Genomic DNA, 17,301 nt, shown 5'->3' on the forward strand with positions numbered 1-17,301 from the left:
CCAGCCCCTCAGGCCTTGGGCATCGGCAAATCCGGCAACCCACTATCGTTAACCAATCCCTGCATCAACAGCTTCACACTGTTCTCACCCTCGCCCATGTGAGCATTCAGGCGGCTCAGCTCGGCCATGGTTTCACGGCTGCGGCGTAGCCGAAGGCTGGTTTCGAAATACTCCCGCGCCTTGCCCCAGAGCTCGTTGCGCAGGCTCAGACGGCCGAGTGCCAACAGCAGCTCTGCATTGTTGGGACGATCCTTCAGCCACTGCTCCGCTACCAGCAACTGCTCATCCGGCTTCAGGCCTTTTACGCGGCCATAAAGATTGACCAGTTCATCACCCCAGTGATTGCGCAGGACTTTCCTCAGCAGGGTTTCAGCCTGGGCTTCGTCGCCCAGATCGGCAAGCAGCCGGGCATACTCCCGAATGGTGTGTTCGTCACGGCGGAGAAACCCTGGCAGCTCATCCCAAAGTTTGGTGAGAGGCTCAAGGGACGCTGAAGGCTCACCCGAGTGGCGGCGGCACTCCTCTGCGGCACGCTGCAGAAGGTTTTGCCAAACCAGGCGTTCCAGGTCGCCCTGTTCTTCACTCTCCATCAGGTTGCGCTTGCGGATTTCCGGCAACAGGCGGGACAGCTCACGCCAGTCTTCCAGGCGCACATAGGTGTTTTTCAGCAACTTGAGTACAAACGGATGGTGGGGCGCCTGCTTGCGCAGCCGCACCAGGGTTGCCAGGGCCTGCTCCAGTCGGTTACCTGCCAGTTGCAGTTGGGCCTGAGTAATGCCCACGGCCATGTCGGAGCCCGGGGTGCTTTCAAAGGCCTTGCGCAACAGTTCGTCAACGGCCTCGTGATCGCCGGATTCAAACGAGGCCTGGGCCGCTGCCAGGTAGTTGATCAGTGGCGTGTCCGCGTGCTCTGCTGAAGAAGTGAGCAGCTTGCGGGCACGTGGCCAGTTACCCTCCGCCAGGGCCAGCAGCCCCTGAGTGGTTCGGCGCCGGGCCCGGCGTTCATTGCTGCGGGCCAGCCAGCCGGCGACCATGCCGGTGCCATGGCGCAGTCGACGGAACAGATTGATGGTTAGCACGGAGGCTGCCACCAGCAGTACCAGCAACGCCAGACCAATCCAGAAATTGGTTTCAATCAGATAGTTGCCCAGGCTGATGCGGATGTAGCCAAGGTCGTACTGCAACCCCAGCGCAAGCCCGGTGCCCAGCAGTAAGGCGACCAGGATGATCAGCAAAATGCGGATCATGATGCGTCTCCCTGTTCACCGTTGCTGCCATTCTTTTCGGCCTCTCCGTTGTCCAGTCGACCGGCCAGTCGCGCCTTGAGCAGTTCCAGTGAGCGGCTGATGTCTGGCAGTTCCGGGTCAACGTTCTTTTGTGAGAGTTCCTCCAGGGTCTGCGAGAGCGCGATGATGCGGGTGTTGCTGCTGTCGTACCAATTATTGATGGCATTGCTGGCTTTGGTCAGGGAGCGTGAGTAGAGCTGTTGATGACCGCGAAGTACGGCCAGCTCGGCTTCTTCCAGCATCAACTGCAGATTGAGCCGTGCATAGGCGCTTTGCTCCGGAGACAGCAGGGGTTTGACCGGCTCATCGAGCCTGCGGACCACAACCACCTGAGACAGGGTTTGCTTGACCTTGTGCCATCCCTCGGCAACCAGGCCCTGCCCGGAAGCATCGGCTTCCGGGTTCTCGCCGCTACTGACAAATCCTGGGGCGCGATCATGAATCAGTGCACTGTCTGTCAGTTGGTGGATGCTGTCGATGGCCGCTTCCAGTTTCAGGTAGAGCCCGGTGCGGTCGACATCGACAATGCCCTTGAGCGCCAGGATTTCCTTGGCCAGTTGCTGGCGAACCGGGTAAACGCCGATATCGTCTGATTCCGCCAGAACTTCATCACCGGATTCCAGTGCCGCCAAGGCCCCGCGAATGTCCTTTTCGATCATGAGCCTCTGGTTGGCCACCCTCAGCAGATATTCCGCCTCGGCCAGCAGCCAGTCAGTACGAGTGCGGTTTCCGGCCTCCAGCAGTTCACGGGCGTTGTGGTCGATCTGCCGTTGCTGGGTCGCGATCAGTTCACGCTGTTCAGACAGCTTGTCTTCCAGCGCCTGCAGGCGACGGCTCTGCTCACTGCCGGTCTGGCCGTACATCCGGTCCAGTTGCTCGGTGTCACTCTCCAGATCGGTGATGGACTGTTGCAGTGCCTGGTAGTTGTTCCATTGCTGCCAGCTCCAAAGAGCCAGGGCAACGGCCAGGGCGAGCGCCAGTAGTGTAATGATCCCGAGGGGCCACAGTTTTTGCCGTGTTTGCTGATGCTTTTCGATCGGGGCAGGCAGTTGTGCGTTTGATTCTGTCACGGGCATCCTTACTTGGTGTTTCCGGAGCCTCCGTCCAGGCTGGCAAGTTGTTCTGCAACTGCAGCCACAATCGAGCTATCGGCAAGGCTTCCTGGTATACACGTTCGCCGGAGGCCGGCCAGACGTGCTTGTTCGGCAATCCGCTCAACGGGGACAACCAGTAAAGTGTTTTCAAGATTATGGCCGGTATTGTCACTGAGTGCGATGAGATTGTTCAATGTTTCTCCCGACAGTGTGACGATGGCCTCGGGGGAAAAGTCGTTCAGCATCGCGTTCAGCGTCGCTTTATCATAGTCGGGACAGAAGCGACGATAAAGGGGCAGCACGGTGACTCGCGCGCCTCTGCGTTCCAGGGTTTGCGGGATCAGTTCCCGGCCTTCCTGTCCGCGCACCACCAGAACCTTTTCGTGCTCCAGTGTGGCCAGCTCCGGCAACTGTAGCAAATCTTCGCTGGTGTGGCCGGTTTCCGGTTGCCGCGTTTCCAGGCCATAGTTGCTCAGCACCGTGGCGGTTCCTGCCCCGACGCCGTACCAGTGGATGTCGGTGGGTGTCTGGGGCCACCACTCGTCCAGCCAGTCGAGCAGCAAGGCGGCGGCATAGGGGCTGACGGCAATGACGTGGGCGAACTCGTCCAGGTTGAGGATCAGCGTGCGGGTTGCGGGGTCTTCCGGGAGCGGCTCGCGGGCGATAAGCGGCATGACCCGCGCATCGGCGCCGGCATCGCAAAAGCGCGAGGCCAGCCGGTCGGCTTCCGGTTGTGGCCGGCAGATGAGTATCCGCCGGCCCTCAAGGGGTAGCGAATCAGGTTGGGGTGTGGCCATAGATGTCAGCCAGTACCTTGTCTGCACCCAGTGCGAGTAGGTCTTCCGCCAGTTCGCGTCCAAGGCGCTCGCCTTCGCTGCGGGGCGCGCGGCCTTCAACGCGGAATACCTGGGTGCCGTCGACGGCGCCCACGAGTCCCCGAAGCCAGAGCATGTCATCGTCTTCCAGCAACGCGTAAGCCGCGATGGGTACCTGGCAGCCGCCCTGCAATCGCCGGTTCAGGGCCCGTTCCGCTTTCACTCGGTCCGAGCTGTCGCGATGATCCAGGGGCTCCAGCATGGCGATCAGTTCGGCATCATCGAGGCGGCATTCGATGCCAAGCGCACCCTGGCCCACGGCAGGCAGGGATATACTGTCTGGCAGGCAGTAGCGGATACGGTCATGGAAACCGAGGCGTTTGAGCCCGGAGCTGGCCAGGACGATGGCCTGGTAATCGCCGGCATCCAGCTTTGCCAGGCGGGTGTTGACGTTGCCACGCAAGGTGCGGATTTCCAGGTCGGGCCGGTAGGCACGCAACTGGGCTTCCCGGCGCAGGCTGGCAGTGCCGACTACGGCGCCGTGGGGCAGGGCGTCCACGTTATCGTAGTCATTGCTGACGAACGCATCGGTGGGGTCTTCCCGCTCACAGATGGCCACCAGCCCCAGCCCTTCCGGAAACTCCATCGGCACATCTTTCATGGAGTGCACCGCCAGGTCGGCACTGCCTGCCAGCATGGCCTCTTCCAGTTCCTTGACGAACAGACCCTTGCCGCCAATCTTGGCCAGCGGCACATCCAGGATCTTGTCGCCCTGGGTTTTGATCTTGACCAGTTCCACGGTCACGTTGTCGTGGAGCCGCTCCAGTTCAGACTTGATAAATTCCGCCTGCCACAACGCCAGTGCGCTGCTGCGGGTTGCAATGCGAAGGGTTCGTTTTGACATGGTGTACGTTGCCGGATCTGAAAAATGGTACGCCAAGGGTACTCTTTGTGAGGCAAATTGTGGAGCCGAATGTTGTGCGCCCAGGCTACCCGGGGCGATGCTCCTTTAGCCATTGCCGTACAGAGGCGGCGTGTCTCCGGCTCACGGGCAGTTGCCCGTGCTGGTCTGTCAGATCAATCAGGTTCTGGCCATCCCGTTGTTTCAGCAGCGCTCGGATATAGCGCACGCCTACCAGGGTGTGTCGGTGAATTCGCAGCAGGTATTGCGAGTAGGTGCTTTCCAGTTCTTTCAGGGTGTAATCGGTGACGGTTTCGCCGCGCAGGTGATGGATGGTGACGTATTTCTGATCGGCTTCGCAGTACAGAATGCCCTGGATGTCGATCAGTTCAGTCCCGCGGTGGGTGCGGATGGCCAGCTGTTCGTCCGTACCCGATTGCTTTTCAGTCAGCGCCTGCAATTGCACCCGGTTGACTCGGCCAGCCCGATTGAGGGCGTCGGTCAGCGCTTCACGACGTACCGGTTTGAGCAGGTAGGCCACCGCGTGTACATCGAACGCCTGGATGGCGTAATGATCATAAGCGGTGCAGAAGATGATGGCCGGAGGGGCCTCCAACGAAGCCATCCGTCGGGCGGCTTCCATGCCATCGGTACCCGGCATGCGGATATCGAGCAGCAGGATGTCCGGCGCCAGGCGCGCGGTTTTCTCCAGTGCTTCGTCGCCGTCGCCAGCCTCGTCACAGACATTGTAGCCAGGCAATGCCTCCACCAGTCGGCGTATCCGCTCCCTGGCCAGAGGTTCGTCGTCGGCAATCAGTACGCTGCGGTGATTGTTGTCGCCCATGCTTGCCTACTTGCTCCCTGTTGCCGGTTTTCCGTTGCCACTCGCTGTCTGCCATGGCAGCCGGAGAGTGACAGTATAGATATCATTCTGGTGGCTGTGTTTCAGCACGGCGGGTTCACCGAACAGGGCGTGCAGGCGGGACTGAATGTTGGCAAGCGCCATTCGGTTGCCTTCGTGGCTACCCTGGTCAGAATCCGGGCGCGGGTTCTGCACCATCAGATAGACCGAGGGGCCCTTGCGGTAGGCCTCGACCTTTACGGTACCTCCATTCGGGCGGGGCTGAATGCCGTGATAAATGGCGTTCTCGACCAGCGGCTGGAGGGTCAGGGGAGGGATGGCCTGTTGTTCCAGTCCATCTTCGATATGCCATTCCAGTGTCAGCCGGTCTTCAAGACGAAGTTTTTCAATGGCCAGGTAGCGTTTGCACAGGTCCAGTTCCGCGCTCAGGGGGATCAGGCGGTCACCGTTGCGCAGGCTGGCGCGGAACAGTTCGGACAGATCCAGCACGGCGTCTTCGGCCCGTTCCGGGTTAACAACGATCAGGCTGGCAATGGTGTTCATGCTGTTGAACAGGAAGTGTGGATGGATTCGTGCCTGCAGGGCGGTCAGCCGGGCCTGCATTTCTGACTCCCGTTGTTGTTGCCACTGGAATTGCAGGTAGAAGTATCGCAGCACCATCAGTGTGATCAACAGCGCCAGCAGCAGTTTCTTGGCCACGCCCTGCCAGGCTTCGAGGCCGGGTTGCGGGTGGAGCACGCTGTCTGCGAAGAGGCTGAAGGCCAGCACATCCAGCATCACGATGGTAACAATCACTGTGGTGGCACGGGTAACTGTCAGCCGTGAGAGCCAGCGCCGCATGGGGCAGATCAGGGCGGCGCTGGTCAGCACCGTCCATTGCACGAACAGGGACAGCAGGCCGAAGTAGTTCCAGTCAATCCAGTGGCTTTCGGCCTGAACGATGGACAGCACCAGCACCAGCAGTTCACTGGTGACCACCAGCAGGAAAACGGCCCTGACCCGGCACAGGTCCGGCACATAGAAATCGGCGTCGCTGTCCGCGACTGCCTGGACTGGGCGTTCCCTGTTGTGTCTTGCGGCCATTGGACCTGTTCCTGATTCCTGTTCCTGATTAGGGGAGGGCAACTGGGCGCTGCGGAATGCTATAATCCTGCGATATTCCATTTACCCATTCCCGCAGAATGATGCCGGGCTGTCAGCAGGAAAGATAGACCATGACGGATCAGAACAAGAGCGCCGAGAAACCCTGGGGCGGTCGTTTCACCGAACCCACCGATGCCTTTGTGGAGCGTTTCACCGCTTCCGTGGGCTTTGATCAGCGCCTATACCATCACGATATTACCGGGTCCATTGCCCATGCCACCATGCTGGCGGAAGTGGGTGTGCTGACTGTGGAAGAGCGTGACACTATTATTGACGGCCTGAAAGCCGTCAAGGCGGACATTGAGGCCGGCACCTTCGAGTGGTCGGTCAGTCTGGAAGACGTGCATATGAACATTGAAGCGCGACTGACGGATCGGATTGGCATCACGGGCAAGAAGTTGCACACCGGTCGCAGCCGCAACGACCAGGTGGCCACGGATATTCGCCTCTACCTGCGCGACGAAATCGATGTCATTGCCGAAGAGCTTCGGCGCCTGCAAGCCGGCCTGCTGGATCTGGCCGAGCGCGAGGCCGAGACTATCATGCCGGGATTCACCCACCTGCAGACCGCTCAGCCGGTTACCTTCGGTCATCACCTGTTGGCCTGGTACGAAATGCTGGTGCGGGATGCCGAGCGCCTGCAGGACTGCCGCAAGCGTGTGAATGTGATGCCCCTGGGTGCTGCGGCGCTGGCGGGCACAACCTATCCGATTGATCGCGGTATCACTGCAAAACTGCTGGGCTTTGATCGGGCCAGTGAGAATTCCCTGGATTCCGTGAGTGACCGGGATTTCGCCATCGAATTCTGCAGCTTTGCCGCCCTGTTGATGACCCACCTGTCGCGCTTCAGCGAGGAACTGGTACTGTGGACCTCTGCCCAGTTTGATTTCATCGACCTGCCGGACCGTTTCTGCACCGGGTCGTCGATCATGCCCCAGAAGAAAAATCCGGACGTGCCCGAACTGGTACGTGGCAAGACCGGCCGGGTGAACGGCCACCTGATCAGTTTGCTGACCCTGATGAAGAGCCAGCCGCTGGCCTATAACAAGGACAATCAGGAGGACAAGGAGCCGTTGTTCGATACCGTGGACACCGTGAAAGGCTGCCTCAAGGCCTACGCGGATATGATCCCGGCCATCGAAGCCCGGGCCGACAACATGCGCGTGGCGGCCAAGCGGGGATTCTCCACCGCAACTGATCTGGCGGACTATCTGGTCAAGAAGGGCGTGGCTTTCCGCGATGCCCATGAAATTGTGGGCAAAGCGGTTGCGTTTGGCGTTGCCGAAGGGCGTGACCTCTCCGAGATGACCACGGAAGAACTCACCCGCTTCTCCGGCGTCATCGGCGAAGACGTGTTCGATGTGCTGACGCTGGAAGGCTCCGTGCAGGCGCGTGATCACCTTGGCGGCACTGCGCCGAAGCAGGTGCGCGCTGCAGTCGCACGCGCGCGCCAGGCACTCTAGCTAGCCGCCGATCTTCCCCGTGGTCAGGGTAACCTCCACCGGTTTCAGCTCCTCCAGTGGGCGTGGCCGGTAGAGGCGGAAGCCCTGGCCGTAGTGAATGCCAAGGGTTCGTACCTTTCGGAGGGTGTCGTCGTTCTCAATGAAGGTGGCGACCGTCACCTTGCCCGAGGCTTCCGCTATTTTATGAAGCGCCTCTACCATTACCTGCTGCACCGGATCGTCGTTCAGGTGCTGCATGATCTTGTGGTCCAGCTTGATGATGTCCACCGGCAGTTTCGCCGCCAGGCCGTAACTTTCCACCGACGCTCCCGCACCATCCAGCGCTACCCGGCAGCCAATGCGGTGCAGGCTGTCGCACAGCACCGCGACATCGTCCGGATACTGGGTGGCGTGGGCTTCCCTTATCTCCAGGCAGAAGCATTCCGGGGCAAAGGGTGATCCTTTCAGTGCGGCTTCCATAAAGTCCGCAAACGAGTCATCCAGTACGCTGGCCAGGGACAGGTTGAAACCGCAGTACTTGAGGCGCGGCTCCAGCAGACGGTGCTGTTCGAGCCAGGCCAGGGTCTGACGGATCACCTGGCGATCCAGGCGCTTGGCCAGGTCAAATCGTTCGGCAACGGGCAGGAAAGCGTCCGGGGTCAGAGGAGGGCTGTCAGGCGTCTCACCGGGAATCCGGGTCAGTATTTCGATGTGGTCGCCCCAGGTAACGCTGGCCACGGGGCGCAGCGATTGGTATTCAAGCTTTAGGTGGCCACTGTCGAGTGCCTGCTGGATTTGTGCCAGCACCTCGTTGGCCGTGCCCTCGTCCAGCGACAGGGACATGGCCCGGGCGGCATGAATCCGGTTGCGACCGGACGTTTTTGCGGTGTGGCACAGGTCAGCCGCCTGGGTCAGTAGTTGTTCGGAATCGGTGGGCGCGTCGTCGTCCAGAAACAGCAGGCCGCCACTGGCCGTTGTCTGTAACTGCTTGTCCTGCCAGTGGAACACGAAGCCGCCGATCAGCTCGAGAATGCTGTCGGCAATCTTGCGGGCGCGCGCTTCGGGGCAGTTTTCGATCAGCAGGGCGAAGGTGTCGCCGGCCAGTCGTGCCAGCGCATCCCGCTGTCGGATCTTGACCCCGAGATTGCCGGCCAGCTCACGCAGGTAACGGTCGCAGGTGCCGCTGCCGGCGATGTCGTTGAAGTGGTCAAACCCATCCAGGTCGAGATAGAGCAGGCTGTCACTGCTCTCCCGCCGTGGCTTCTGCTCCAGTGTTCGTTGCAGGCGGCCCAGGAAGGCTTTGCGGTTCATCAGGCCGGTGACCGGATCATGCTGGACGCGGTATTCGCTGCTGGAGGAATTCTGCAGGCGGTCGCTGATGTCCCGGGCCACATGAACGGCGCCAATCACGTCGCCCTGGTCATTGGTCAGGCGTTGATAGTGGATCTCGTACAGGGGCAGCTCCCGGTGCTGCTGCGCCATGGGCATTTCCACCACGAAGCTGTCGCGTTCGAAGGCGCGGTGCCAGAGTCGCTCGATAAGCCGTCGTTCGTTGGGGAAGCCCTGCAATACGGCGCTCAGGTTGCTTCCGGATTCCGGTCGGAGGCCGAAGGTAATCTCGAACTGGCGACTGAAGGCGCGGTTGAAATGCAACAGGTTTAGCTGGCGATCAACGGCGACCACCAGGTCGTTGGTGGCGTTGATCGTGGCACCAAGCATTTGCTCCGCCTGCTGGCGGGCGAGGGTGTGATTGCGCTCAGGCGTGTGGTCAACCAGCGTTCCTCCCAGTCGCTGTATCCGTTCGCCGGCTTTCAGGGCCCGGCCCGTCAACGTCACTTGGCGAACGTTCTGTCGCGCGGTTATCAGATCCAGCGTCAGGGAGAAGGGCTGCCCGGTGCGGATGCAGCGACGGAACAGGGCGCGTATCCTGCCCTGGCTGGACTGGCAGTAGAAAAGTGCCTGTTCGGGCGTGATTTCGCTACCGGGTCTTAATTCCAGCAAATGATACATGCCGTCCGTCCAGATCAACTCATTGCTGTGGAGGTCCAGCTCCCAGATACCAACGCCGGCGGAAGTTTCAGTCAGCCGAATCAGGCGGTGGTCGATGGGGGAATGATCCCGCTGGCTTATAAATGCGCTGGCGGCCTGGTCGGAATCGCGAATGTCCATGCGCAGGCTGAGACCCGCTGTGAAGAAAAAGCCTTCTTTGTGGCGGAAGGTGATCAGTATCGACTCGCCATTTTCAATTCGGTGGCGATGGGCCGGTGCAAAGGGATCGTCCTGGCGTGCGGCCAGGATGCACTGAACCTTGCGACCCTCCAGTTCGCTGGCGTCGTAGCCCAACACTGCCTCGGCGTGATGATCAGCGAACAGGATCACGCCGTCGTCGTTGATGCGGATCAGGGTTCGACGTTCGGCACCCTGGGGGGTGTCGGAACGGTCTCGACGGATAAAGAATTCTTTCACGACGGAAAAGCCTCAGCCAGGTTGTGGCAGGAGCGTGCTAATGTTCTCCCGCTTTTATTTTTTTGCCGATTTTGCCACGATTCGGTCATCATACTGATAATGGTATCGGAAAGAACCTCTCCCGCGGAGTCGCCTTGACCATCCAAACCGCTCCTATTGCCCTGGACTTTGATGAGGGTATAGACCGAAAAACGCTGCGCCGGCTGCGGGACCGGTTCATGGCTGTCAACCGGGAGCGCTGGGATCGTGCCCATTCGGCCCTGACCTATCGGCAACAGGCTGTCCTTGAAGTGTTGCCACTGGTTTTCCATCTAAATCACCCGTCTTTGCCCGGCTATCTCGACAGCGACTGCCCTTACGGACTGAGCCACTATCGGCCCCCCGAGTCCACGCTGAACGCTGCCCGGCGCCTGGCAAGAACCTTTTCACTCAAGGACGAGGGGCGCAGAAAGCCAGACCTGGAAGCCCTCTTCCTGATGGGCAGCCCCGGGACCCTGGGCCATTCGGTGGCCAGTGATCTGGATATCTGGCTGTGTCATCGCCCGGATCTCTCGGAGCGGGGCGTGCGTTGCCTGGAACGTAAGGCTCAAAGTCTGTCCATCTGGGCCGAAAGCCTGGGGGTTGAGCTTCATGTGTTTGTGTTTTCCGCCGCTGACTGGCGTGCCGGAAGGCAGCGGGCGGAAGTGACCGGGGAAAACTGCGGCAGTTCACAGCACTATTTGCTGCTGGACGAATTCTACCGCACGAGCATTCATCTTGGCGGCCGTTATCCATTGTGGTGGCTGGTCCCCGTGGAGGATGAGCGACGCTATGACGAGTGCGCCCGGCAGCTGATTGACTGCCGTTTTATCCGGGGTGATGAGTACATTGATTTCGGCCCCGTGTCCTCGATACCGCAGGAAGAGTTTCTGGGGGCTGGAGTCTGGCAGTTGTACAAAGGCATCGACATGCCCTGGAAGTCGATCCTCAAGCTGCTGCTGATCGAGTGTTATGCCCGTAGTAATGAGAGCCAAGAGAGCGATGAGAAACCACTGCTGTCCCGGGTCTTCAAGGCGGCGGTGTATTCCGGTGAAACCAACCCTGACCGGCTCGATCCCTACGTACTGCTTTACGAACGCCTTGAGCAGTGGCTGCTTGAAGAAGATGCCCCCCAACGCCTGGTCCTGGTGCGTCAGAGCCTTTATCTCAAGGCAGGCCTACCGCTTACCCGTTCGGCACAGACCCTCTCAGGCTGGAGAGCCAGGCTGTTGCAGGCCCTGGTGGACTCCTGGGGCTGGTCGGCTGCTGAGTTGAAAAACCTGGACAACCGGATCCGCTGGCGTGCAGAGGACGTGGTCACCCTTCGGCGGGCCGTGGTGGCCGAGTTGACCCACAGCTACCGGCTGTTGTCTCGGCTGGCTCGGGATCATGGCACCCGTGCGGCCATCACCAGCAATGACATGAACCTGCTGGGGCGTAAGTTGTACGCGGCGTTTCAGCGTAAGGCCGGGAAGGTAGAGCAGATCAACCCCGGGCTAGCCCCCTCCCTGGCAGAAGAGAATCTTGCGTTCCATCACCAGTCGGAACAGGGTGGTTCGGCCGGTCACGACGGCTGGTTGCTATACCGTGATCTTGAGGACCCGTCAGATGCGCTCTGGCAACCGGTCATACGCCGTTCGGGCAATCTCAGTGAACTGTTGGTGTGGGGCTATTACAACGGCTTGCTGACCCGGGCCACACGGTTGAATGTGCGAGCCGGCAGCAGCATTGCCTCGGTGGCGGAACTGCGGGAAATGCTGGATGCACTTGGTGCGTTCCTGCCATTCCCGGTGGAGCCGGCTGGCCGGGAGGCGCTTTCCCGGGGTGTGCACCCGCTGCGCAACCTGCTGTTTGTCAATGTCGGGGTCGACCCTCAGGCCTATCTGACCGAGCGGGGCTTGCACAAGCTTAGCGCCCGTCACGATTCACTGGGCTTCAGCGGTGGACGGGAGAACCTGGTGAATACCATTGACCAGGTCACCTTCAATAGCTGGCACGAGGTGAGTTTGCAGCACTACGCTGCCGGAGACACGCTGGTGCAGTGCCTCAAAAACGTGCTGGCTTCAGTCGCCAACGCTCCGGACCGGTTGCCGGACATCATGGTTCATAGCCACAGCACAGGCCACGGAGCCGCCATAGCCCGGCGCGTACGCGAGCTGTTCATGGACGTGATGCGTTATTTCTTCGCCGGCGGTGTCGGCCCTCATCCCCTGCGTTACGTCATCGAGATGGATCGGCGATACTTCCTGCTTCAATTCAATGGCACTGAGCCCGGATTCGTGGCCTTGGACAGCAACGAAGCACTGATGGCGTATCTGTCCAAACCGCAGGAATCCTATGTGCCAGTGGTGTTTGACCAATACGCCTTGCTGGATGACCTGCCATTACGCGCCGTGTGCCATGCCAGCGAGCCGGATAACATTCAGGTGTTCTACCGGGTCACAGGAGAGACCGCGAAGGTGTGGGTCGTGGATGAACTGGGATCGGTGTTCTGCTGGCAGCAGGGTTACACCAATCGTCGCTTCCTGCTGGTGCCCTTGCTGCGATTCCTGGAGAACCTGATTGAACGCCGGCAGTTGCGACAACTGGACGCCGTGACCGATGTTGCAGGTGTCCAGTGCTATGAGATGGTGCTTCGCGACAGTCAGTGGCGTGCGGAGAGGCGGCCGGACGCCGACAGCAACGTGCGCCTGCCCGGGCTGGATGTACAGGCCATCGGTATTCAGGAGGGTGACTCTCAGGTGCGTTTCGATATTTTCTGTGGCGACCAGGAATTTACCGTCCAGGAGTATGGAGACCAGCTGATACCCGCGGTGGCCCACTATATTCGTTCGCTCCGCCAAAGTGACGAGCGCTACCCGGTCTACCTGACGGATGTTCACCTACCCCATGACCTGGATCCACAGATATACCAGCAGCATATCCAGACCATCCAGTATCTCTACTACCGTACCGAGTTGGAAGATTTGCTGAACCGGCATCTGTAGTATCCGGAATCGTGGGTGGTAGCATCTCGCCGGGCGCGGCCTCACTCAGGTATACTGCGTGCATACAGACAACGGGGGCAGCTACCCATGAAGCCAGGACAGACACTTACGTTCCTGCTGGTGATGGTCGTGTTTCTGGTTGGGTGTGGCCAGAAGGGGCCGTTGTATCGTCAGGCACCTGCCAGTGACGATGCCGCAACCGAGCAGGCCGCACCCAGTCAGAAATCCAGCGAACACGACAGCAGCGAACCGGCTGAAGACCACTAGGTTCGGCAGGCTGCCCCGATAACAGGCTCAGGAAATCCATGGATCACTTCAATTACCGCAGCGGTGAATTGTTCGCTGAGAACGTGGCGGTTGAGGACATTGCCCGGCGTTTTGGTACGCCAGCCTATGTCTATTCCCGCGCCACCCTCGAGCGCCATTACCGCGCCTATGATGATGCGCTTGCCGGTCGGCCACACCTGGTGTGCTACGCCGTCAAGGCCAACAGTAATATCGCCGTGCTGAACGTGTTGGCAAGGCTCGGCGCCGGTTTTGATATTGTGTCTGCCGGAGAACTGGAGCGGGTGATCCGTGCTGGCGGGGATCCTGCGAAAACCGTCTTTTCCGGGGTCGGCAAACAGCGCTGGGAAATGCGCCGCGCCCTCGAGGCCGGTGTTCGCTGTTTCAATGTGGAGTCCGACACCGAACTGGATCGCCTGAACGAAGTGGCGGGTGAGCTCGGTGTCAGGGCGCCGGTTTCCCTGCGTGTGAACCCGGACGTGGACGCCGGTACCCACCCCTATATTTCCACGGGGCTGAAAGAGAACAAGTTCGGCATCGACATTGCGGAAGCTCCGGCCGTCTATGAGCGTGCCGCCGCCATGCCAAACCTGGACATACAAGGTGTGGATTGTCACATCGGCTCGCAGCTCACGTCGGTGTCACCTTTCCTCGATGCGCTGGACCGTGTGTTGGAACTGATCGATACCCTGGCGCAAAAGAATATTAATATCCGGCATCTGGACATGGGCGGTGGCCTGGGGGTCACCTACGATCAGGAGCAGCCGCCGCAACCGTCGGATTATGTGACCGCGCTGGCGGAACGCCTGAGCGATCGGTCGCTGGAGCTGATCATGGAGCCGGGGCGGTCCATTGCCGCCAATGCTGGCATCCTGCTGACGCGGGTTGAATTCCTCAAGTGCACTGAACATCGCAACTTCGCCATCATAGATGCGGCAATGAACGACCTGATTCGTCCCGCGCTCTACAGCGCGTGGCAATCCATTGTCCCGGTAACGCCCCGCAACGACGGTGACGAGAAAGCGTGGGACCTGGTTGGGCCGGTGTGTGAGACTGGTGATTTCCTTGGCAAGGATCGCAAGCTGAGACTCCAGGCGGGCGATTTGCTGGCGGTTCGGTCCGCCGGGGCCTATGGTTTTGTGATGAGCTCCAACTACAACACCCGTAACCGTCCACCGGAACTGATGGTTGATGGTGAACAGGTGCACATTGTGCGTCGGCGGGAAACCCTGGAAGAACAGCTTGGCCCAGAAAGCTGTTTGCCGGAATGAGTGGAGAGGCGGAGATGAGTCAGTCCCGGCGCAATCAGGGCCCAATGCTTAACTTCACCAAGATGCACGGTCTTGGGAACGACTTCATGGTGGTGGACGCCATCAGCCAGCCCTTTCGCCTGCGCCCGGAGATGATCCGCGAACTGGCCGACCGGAATTTCGGCATTGGCTTTGATCAGTTGCTGGTGGTTGAACCCCCGGGGCTTCCCGATGTGGACTTCCGCTACCGGATATTCAACAGCGATGGCTCGGAAGTCGAGCAGTGCGGCAACGGGGCCCGCTGTTTTGCCCGCTTTGTCCGCGACCAGCGCCTGACCAACAAGAAGGTGATCCGGGTTCAGACCGCCAAGGGCGTTATCGAATTGAGAGTCGGACGTGCAGGCATGGTCACCGTCGATATGGGGGTGCCGGAACTCAATCCTCCGGCCATCCCGTTCGCTGCCGACCGCCGCAAGGACGTGTACACGGTGGAACTCGGCGGTGACACCGTGGAACTCAGTGCCGTCTCCATGGGCAATCCCCATGGGGTGCTATTGGTGGATGACGTGGATACCGCCCCGGTAGGCGAGTTTGGCCCCAGGCTTGAGAGCCATCCGCGGTTCCCGGCGCGGGCCAACATCGGGTTCCTGCAGATTATTGACCGGACCCGCGTTCGCCTGAGGGTGTTCGAGCGTGGTTCCGGCGAAACCATGGCCTGCGGCAGTGGCGCCTGTGCGGCGGTGGTCGCCGGCTGCCTGCGAGGGCTGCTGGACAGCCGGGTGGACGTCGAGCTGAAAGGCGGGCGCCTGGTCATCGAATGGCAGGGTGAGGGGGCCCCTGTTATGATGGAAGGCCCGACGGCCAGCGTTTTCGAGGGTCAGCTTCGCCTGCCGGCAGACCAGCCCCCGAAACGACGTAAGAGCACGCGGCACAGCGATGCAAAATCAGGTACCAACCGACAGAACAATCGCCATCGCCAGCCGGCCACATCAAGGCCCTGACCATCAGGAGAGCAGCATGACAGAACAAACGGCCCACAAGAAGGCCGAAGGGCTCACCCGGGAAGCCGTCGCAGATTATCTGCGGAATAACCCCGATTTCTTTATTGATCAGGACGAGCTCCTGCGCAGCCTGACCCTGCCCCACGACAGCGGCCGGGCGATCTCGCTGGTAGAGCGCCAGGTGCACCTGTTTCGCGAACAGCGCGACACCTTGCGTCGCGAGTTGGTAGAGCTGGTGTCCATTGCACGCCACAACGACCGTCTGTTCGAAAAGAGCAAGCGCCTGCTGATGCAGGTGATCGAGGCCCGCAACCTGAATGATATGGCCGCCGCGATTGATGACAGTATCCGTGGTGATTTCGGTCTGGACGCGGCCTCGGTGATTCTCTTCACCGACAGCGAGTTGCCGGCAGCGGCGCAAGGCGCCCTACACGTGGTGTCGCCGGATGAGGCGAAAGCGCGCCTGGGTGGCTTGCTGGAAGGGGATCGCGCCGTTTGTGGCCAGTTCCGTGAGAGCGAGCGCAGTTTCCTGTTCCCGGACCGGGAGGAACCCATTGCCTCCGTGGCGTTAGTGCCACTGCGTAACAACGAATTGGTCGGGGTTTTTGCCGTGGGTAGTTGCGAACCCGGGTACTTCGACCAGAGTATGGGATCACTCTTCCTGACCTACATCAGCGACACTCTGAGCCGTCTGTTGCCGCCTATCCTGCAAAGGCATGCCGCCACGTTGCCTGTCACCGATGTGGTCGCGGAGTCCCGCTGACCATGTCGCTGGCTGACGAGGAAACCGGCCCGGCTGCCACACTGGCAGAGCCTGTGGCCGCGTTCCTGCGTTATCTGGCGTCGGAGAAGCGACACTCACCACGCACCTGCGGCAGTTATCGCGATGACCTGAACCGCTTTGCTGCGTGGGTTGAGCATCTACCGTCACCGGCCTGGCGGTCGGTCACCAGCCACGACTTGCGACGATACGTTGCCCAGCTCAGCCGTGAAGGTTTGGGCGGTCGGAGTATTGCCCGTCACCTGTCTGCCATCCGCCGGTTCTACGAATACCTGTTACGGGAACACCTGGCTGTCGACAATCCGGCGTTGGACATCCGGGCTCCGAAGTCCGGTAGGCGTCTACCGAAGGTGGCGGACGTGGACCAGCTCAATCACCTGCTGGACGCAACGCCCGATGATCCGCTGGAAATTCGCGACCTGAGCATGTTCGAGCTGATGTATTCCTCAGGGCTGCGGTTGTCGGAACTGGCGGGGCTGGATCTCCAATCCGTAGACGCCCGAGGTGGGGAGGTCCGGGTGCTGGGTAAGGGGCGCAAGGAACGCCTCCTGCCGGTTGGGCGAAGGGCGTTGGAGGCACTGGCTCGGTGGCTTGACGTGCGCGGAGCGATGGCGCCAGACGGAGAGAATGCCCTGTATGTGAGCCGGCGAGGTGATCGGCTCAGTACTCGCAGTATCCAGTCCCGCCTCAGCCGGTGGGGAATGTCGAAAGGGGCGGACCAAAGACTGCATCCCCACCTGCTTAGGCATTCCTTCGCCAGCCATATGCTGGAGTCCAGTGGTGACCTGCGAGCGGTGCAGGAGTTGCTGGGCCATGCGGACATCGCGACGACCCAAGTCTATACTCATCTGGATTTCCAGCATCTGGCAAAGGTCTACGATCAGAGCCATCCCAGGGCTCGCCGTCGCGGTAACAGGCAGGAAACGGAGCATCGTTGAGGCATCAGTCACGGAACAGGCGTCCAGTAAAA

Annotated in this window: 14 protein-coding genes; 7 read left to right on the top strand and 7 right to left on the bottom strand. The window is 60.5% G+C overall.

Annotated elements, in window-relative coordinates:
• Positions 1-8 precede the first annotated feature (8 nt).
• The 6 genes from ACTRWH_RS12385 to ACTRWH_RS12410 all read right to left on the bottom strand — a co-directional run bounded on the left by ACTRWH_RS12385 (position 9) and on the right by ACTRWH_RS12410 (position 6,041).
• Positions 9-1,247, bottom strand: coding sequence for a heme biosynthesis HemY N-terminal domain-containing protein (locus tag ACTRWH_RS12385; RefSeq protein ID WP_036203032.1), 1,239 nt, complete (start codon positions 1,245-1,247; stop codon positions 9-11).
• Entirely contained in the window at positions 1,244-2,362 is a 1,119-nt protein-coding gene (locus ACTRWH_RS12390; RefSeq protein WP_462826463.1) for a uroporphyrinogen-III C-methyltransferase, read from the bottom strand. Before ACTRWH_RS12390 ends, ACTRWH_RS12385 begins: the two co-directional genes overlap by 4 nt.
• A gap of 2 nt (positions 2,363-2,364) precedes the next feature.
• Complete coding sequence (locus ACTRWH_RS12395) at positions 2,365-3,177, bottom strand: uroporphyrinogen-III synthase (protein ID WP_075195005.1); 813 nt, start codon at positions 3,175-3,177, stop codon at positions 2,365-2,367.
• The gene (hemC, locus tag ACTRWH_RS12400; protein ID WP_036203041.1) at positions 3,158-4,099 is read right to left on the bottom strand and encodes a hydroxymethylbilane synthase; all 942 of its coding nucleotides are present in this window, start codon (positions 4,097-4,099) and stop codon (positions 3,158-3,160) included. Before hemC ends, ACTRWH_RS12395 begins: the two co-directional genes overlap by 20 nt.
• Before the next feature lie 85 nt (positions 4,100-4,184).
• Positions 4,185-4,940 carry a LytR/AlgR family response regulator transcription factor gene (locus tag ACTRWH_RS12405; protein ID WP_305937429.1) on the bottom strand — a complete coding sequence of 252 codons (756 nt, stop codon included), beginning with the start codon at positions 4,938-4,940 and terminating at the stop codon, positions 4,185-4,187.
• A gap of 6 nt (positions 4,941-4,946) precedes the next feature.
• Entirely contained in the window at positions 4,947-6,041 is a 1,095-nt protein-coding gene (locus tag ACTRWH_RS12410) for a sensor histidine kinase (RefSeq protein ID WP_085681695.1), read from the bottom strand.
• A gap of 131 nt (positions 6,042-6,172) precedes the next feature.
• On the opposite strand from ACTRWH_RS12410, the gene argH reads away from it, so the two are divergent.
• Positions 6,173-7,564: an argininosuccinate lyase gene (argH, locus tag ACTRWH_RS12415; RefSeq protein ID WP_085681694.1), complete on the top strand. Its 1,392-nt coding sequence runs from the start codon at positions 6,173-6,175 to the stop codon at positions 7,562-7,564.
• Here argH and ACTRWH_RS12420 read toward each other — a convergent pair whose 3' ends face one another.
• Positions 7,565-10,009, bottom strand: coding sequence for an EAL domain-containing protein (locus tag ACTRWH_RS12420; protein ID WP_085681693.1), 2,445 nt, complete (start codon positions 10,007-10,009; stop codon positions 7,565-7,567).
• A 134-nt stretch (positions 10,010-10,143) separates the two neighbouring features.
• On the opposite strand from ACTRWH_RS12420, the gene ACTRWH_RS12425 reads away from it, so the two are divergent.
• The 6 genes from ACTRWH_RS12425 (at position 10,144) to xerC (ending at position 17,269) form a co-directional block, all read left to right on the top strand.
• Entirely contained in the window at positions 10,144-13,014 is a 2,871-nt protein-coding gene (locus tag ACTRWH_RS12425; RefSeq protein WP_462826465.1) for a class I adenylate cyclase, read from the top strand.
• Positions 13,015-13,101: 87 nt separating this feature from the next.
• Positions 13,102-13,281, top strand: coding sequence for an LPS translocon maturation chaperone LptM (lptM, locus tag ACTRWH_RS12430; RefSeq protein WP_041332617.1), 180 nt, complete (start codon positions 13,102-13,104; stop codon positions 13,279-13,281).
• A gap of 38 nt (positions 13,282-13,319) precedes the next feature.
• Positions 13,320-14,570, top strand: coding sequence for a diaminopimelate decarboxylase (gene lysA, locus ACTRWH_RS12435; protein WP_462826466.1), 1,251 nt, complete (start codon positions 13,320-13,322; stop codon positions 14,568-14,570).
• A 14-nt stretch (positions 14,571-14,584) separates the two neighbouring features.
• Complete coding sequence (gene dapF, locus ACTRWH_RS12440) at positions 14,585-15,550, top strand: diaminopimelate epimerase (RefSeq protein WP_052479657.1); 966 nt, start codon at positions 14,585-14,587, stop codon at positions 15,548-15,550.
• A 16-nt stretch (positions 15,551-15,566) separates the two neighbouring features.
• On the top strand, positions 15,567-16,313 hold the full coding sequence (locus ACTRWH_RS12445; protein WP_036203058.1) for a DUF484 family protein: 747 nt from the start codon (positions 15,567-15,569) through the stop codon (positions 16,311-16,313).
• Positions 16,314-16,315: 2 nt separating this feature from the next.
• Positions 16,316-17,269 (top strand): tyrosine recombinase XerC, encoded by a 954-nt coding sequence (gene xerC, locus ACTRWH_RS12450; RefSeq protein WP_085681688.1) that lies wholly within the window; start codon positions 16,316-16,318, stop codon positions 17,267-17,269.
• Positions 17,270-17,301 lie beyond the last annotated feature (32 nt).

This window comes from Marinobacter sp. G5_S1_61_S3, assembly GCF_054968585.1.

Excerpts from the sequence above, each read along its gene's own strand:
- ACTRWH_RS12385 (WP_036203032.1), bottom strand. The coding sequence starts at position 1,247 with ATGATCCGCATTTTGCTGATCATCCTGGTCGCCTTACTGCTGGGCACC.
- ACTRWH_RS12390 (WP_462826463.1), bottom strand. The coding sequence starts at position 2,362 with ATGCCCGTGACAGAATCAAACGCACAACTGCCTGCCCCGATCGAAAAG.
- ACTRWH_RS12395 (WP_075195005.1), bottom strand. The coding sequence starts at position 3,177 with ATGGCCACACCCCAACCTGATTCGCTACCCCTTGAGGGCCGGCGGATA.
- hemC (WP_036203041.1), bottom strand. The coding sequence starts at position 4,099 with ATGTCAAAACGAACCCTTCGCATTGCAACCCGCAGCAGCGCACTGGCG.
- ACTRWH_RS12405 (WP_305937429.1), bottom strand. The coding sequence starts at position 4,940 with ATGGGCGACAACAATCACCGCAGCGTACTGATTGCCGACGACGAACCT.
- ACTRWH_RS12410 (WP_085681695.1), bottom strand. The coding sequence starts at position 6,041 with ATGGCCGCAAGACACAACAGGGAACGCCCAGTCCAGGCAGTCGCGGAC.
- argH (WP_085681694.1), top strand. The coding sequence starts at position 6,173 with ATGACGGATCAGAACAAGAGCGCCGAGAAACCCTGGGGCGGTCGTTTC.
- lptM (WP_041332617.1), top strand. The coding sequence starts at position 13,102 with ATGAAGCCAGGACAGACACTTACGTTCCTGCTGGTGATGGTCGTGTTT.
- lysA (WP_462826466.1), top strand. The coding sequence starts at position 13,320 with ATGGATCACTTCAATTACCGCAGCGGTGAATTGTTCGCTGAGAACGTG.
- dapF (WP_052479657.1), top strand. The coding sequence starts at position 14,585 with ATGAGTCAGTCCCGGCGCAATCAGGGCCCAATGCTTAACTTCACCAAG.
- ACTRWH_RS12445 (WP_036203058.1), top strand. The coding sequence starts at position 15,567 with ATGACAGAACAAACGGCCCACAAGAAGGCCGAAGGGCTCACCCGGGAA.
- xerC (WP_085681688.1), top strand. The coding sequence starts at position 16,316 with ATGTCGCTGGCTGACGAGGAAACCGGCCCGGCTGCCACACTGGCAGAG.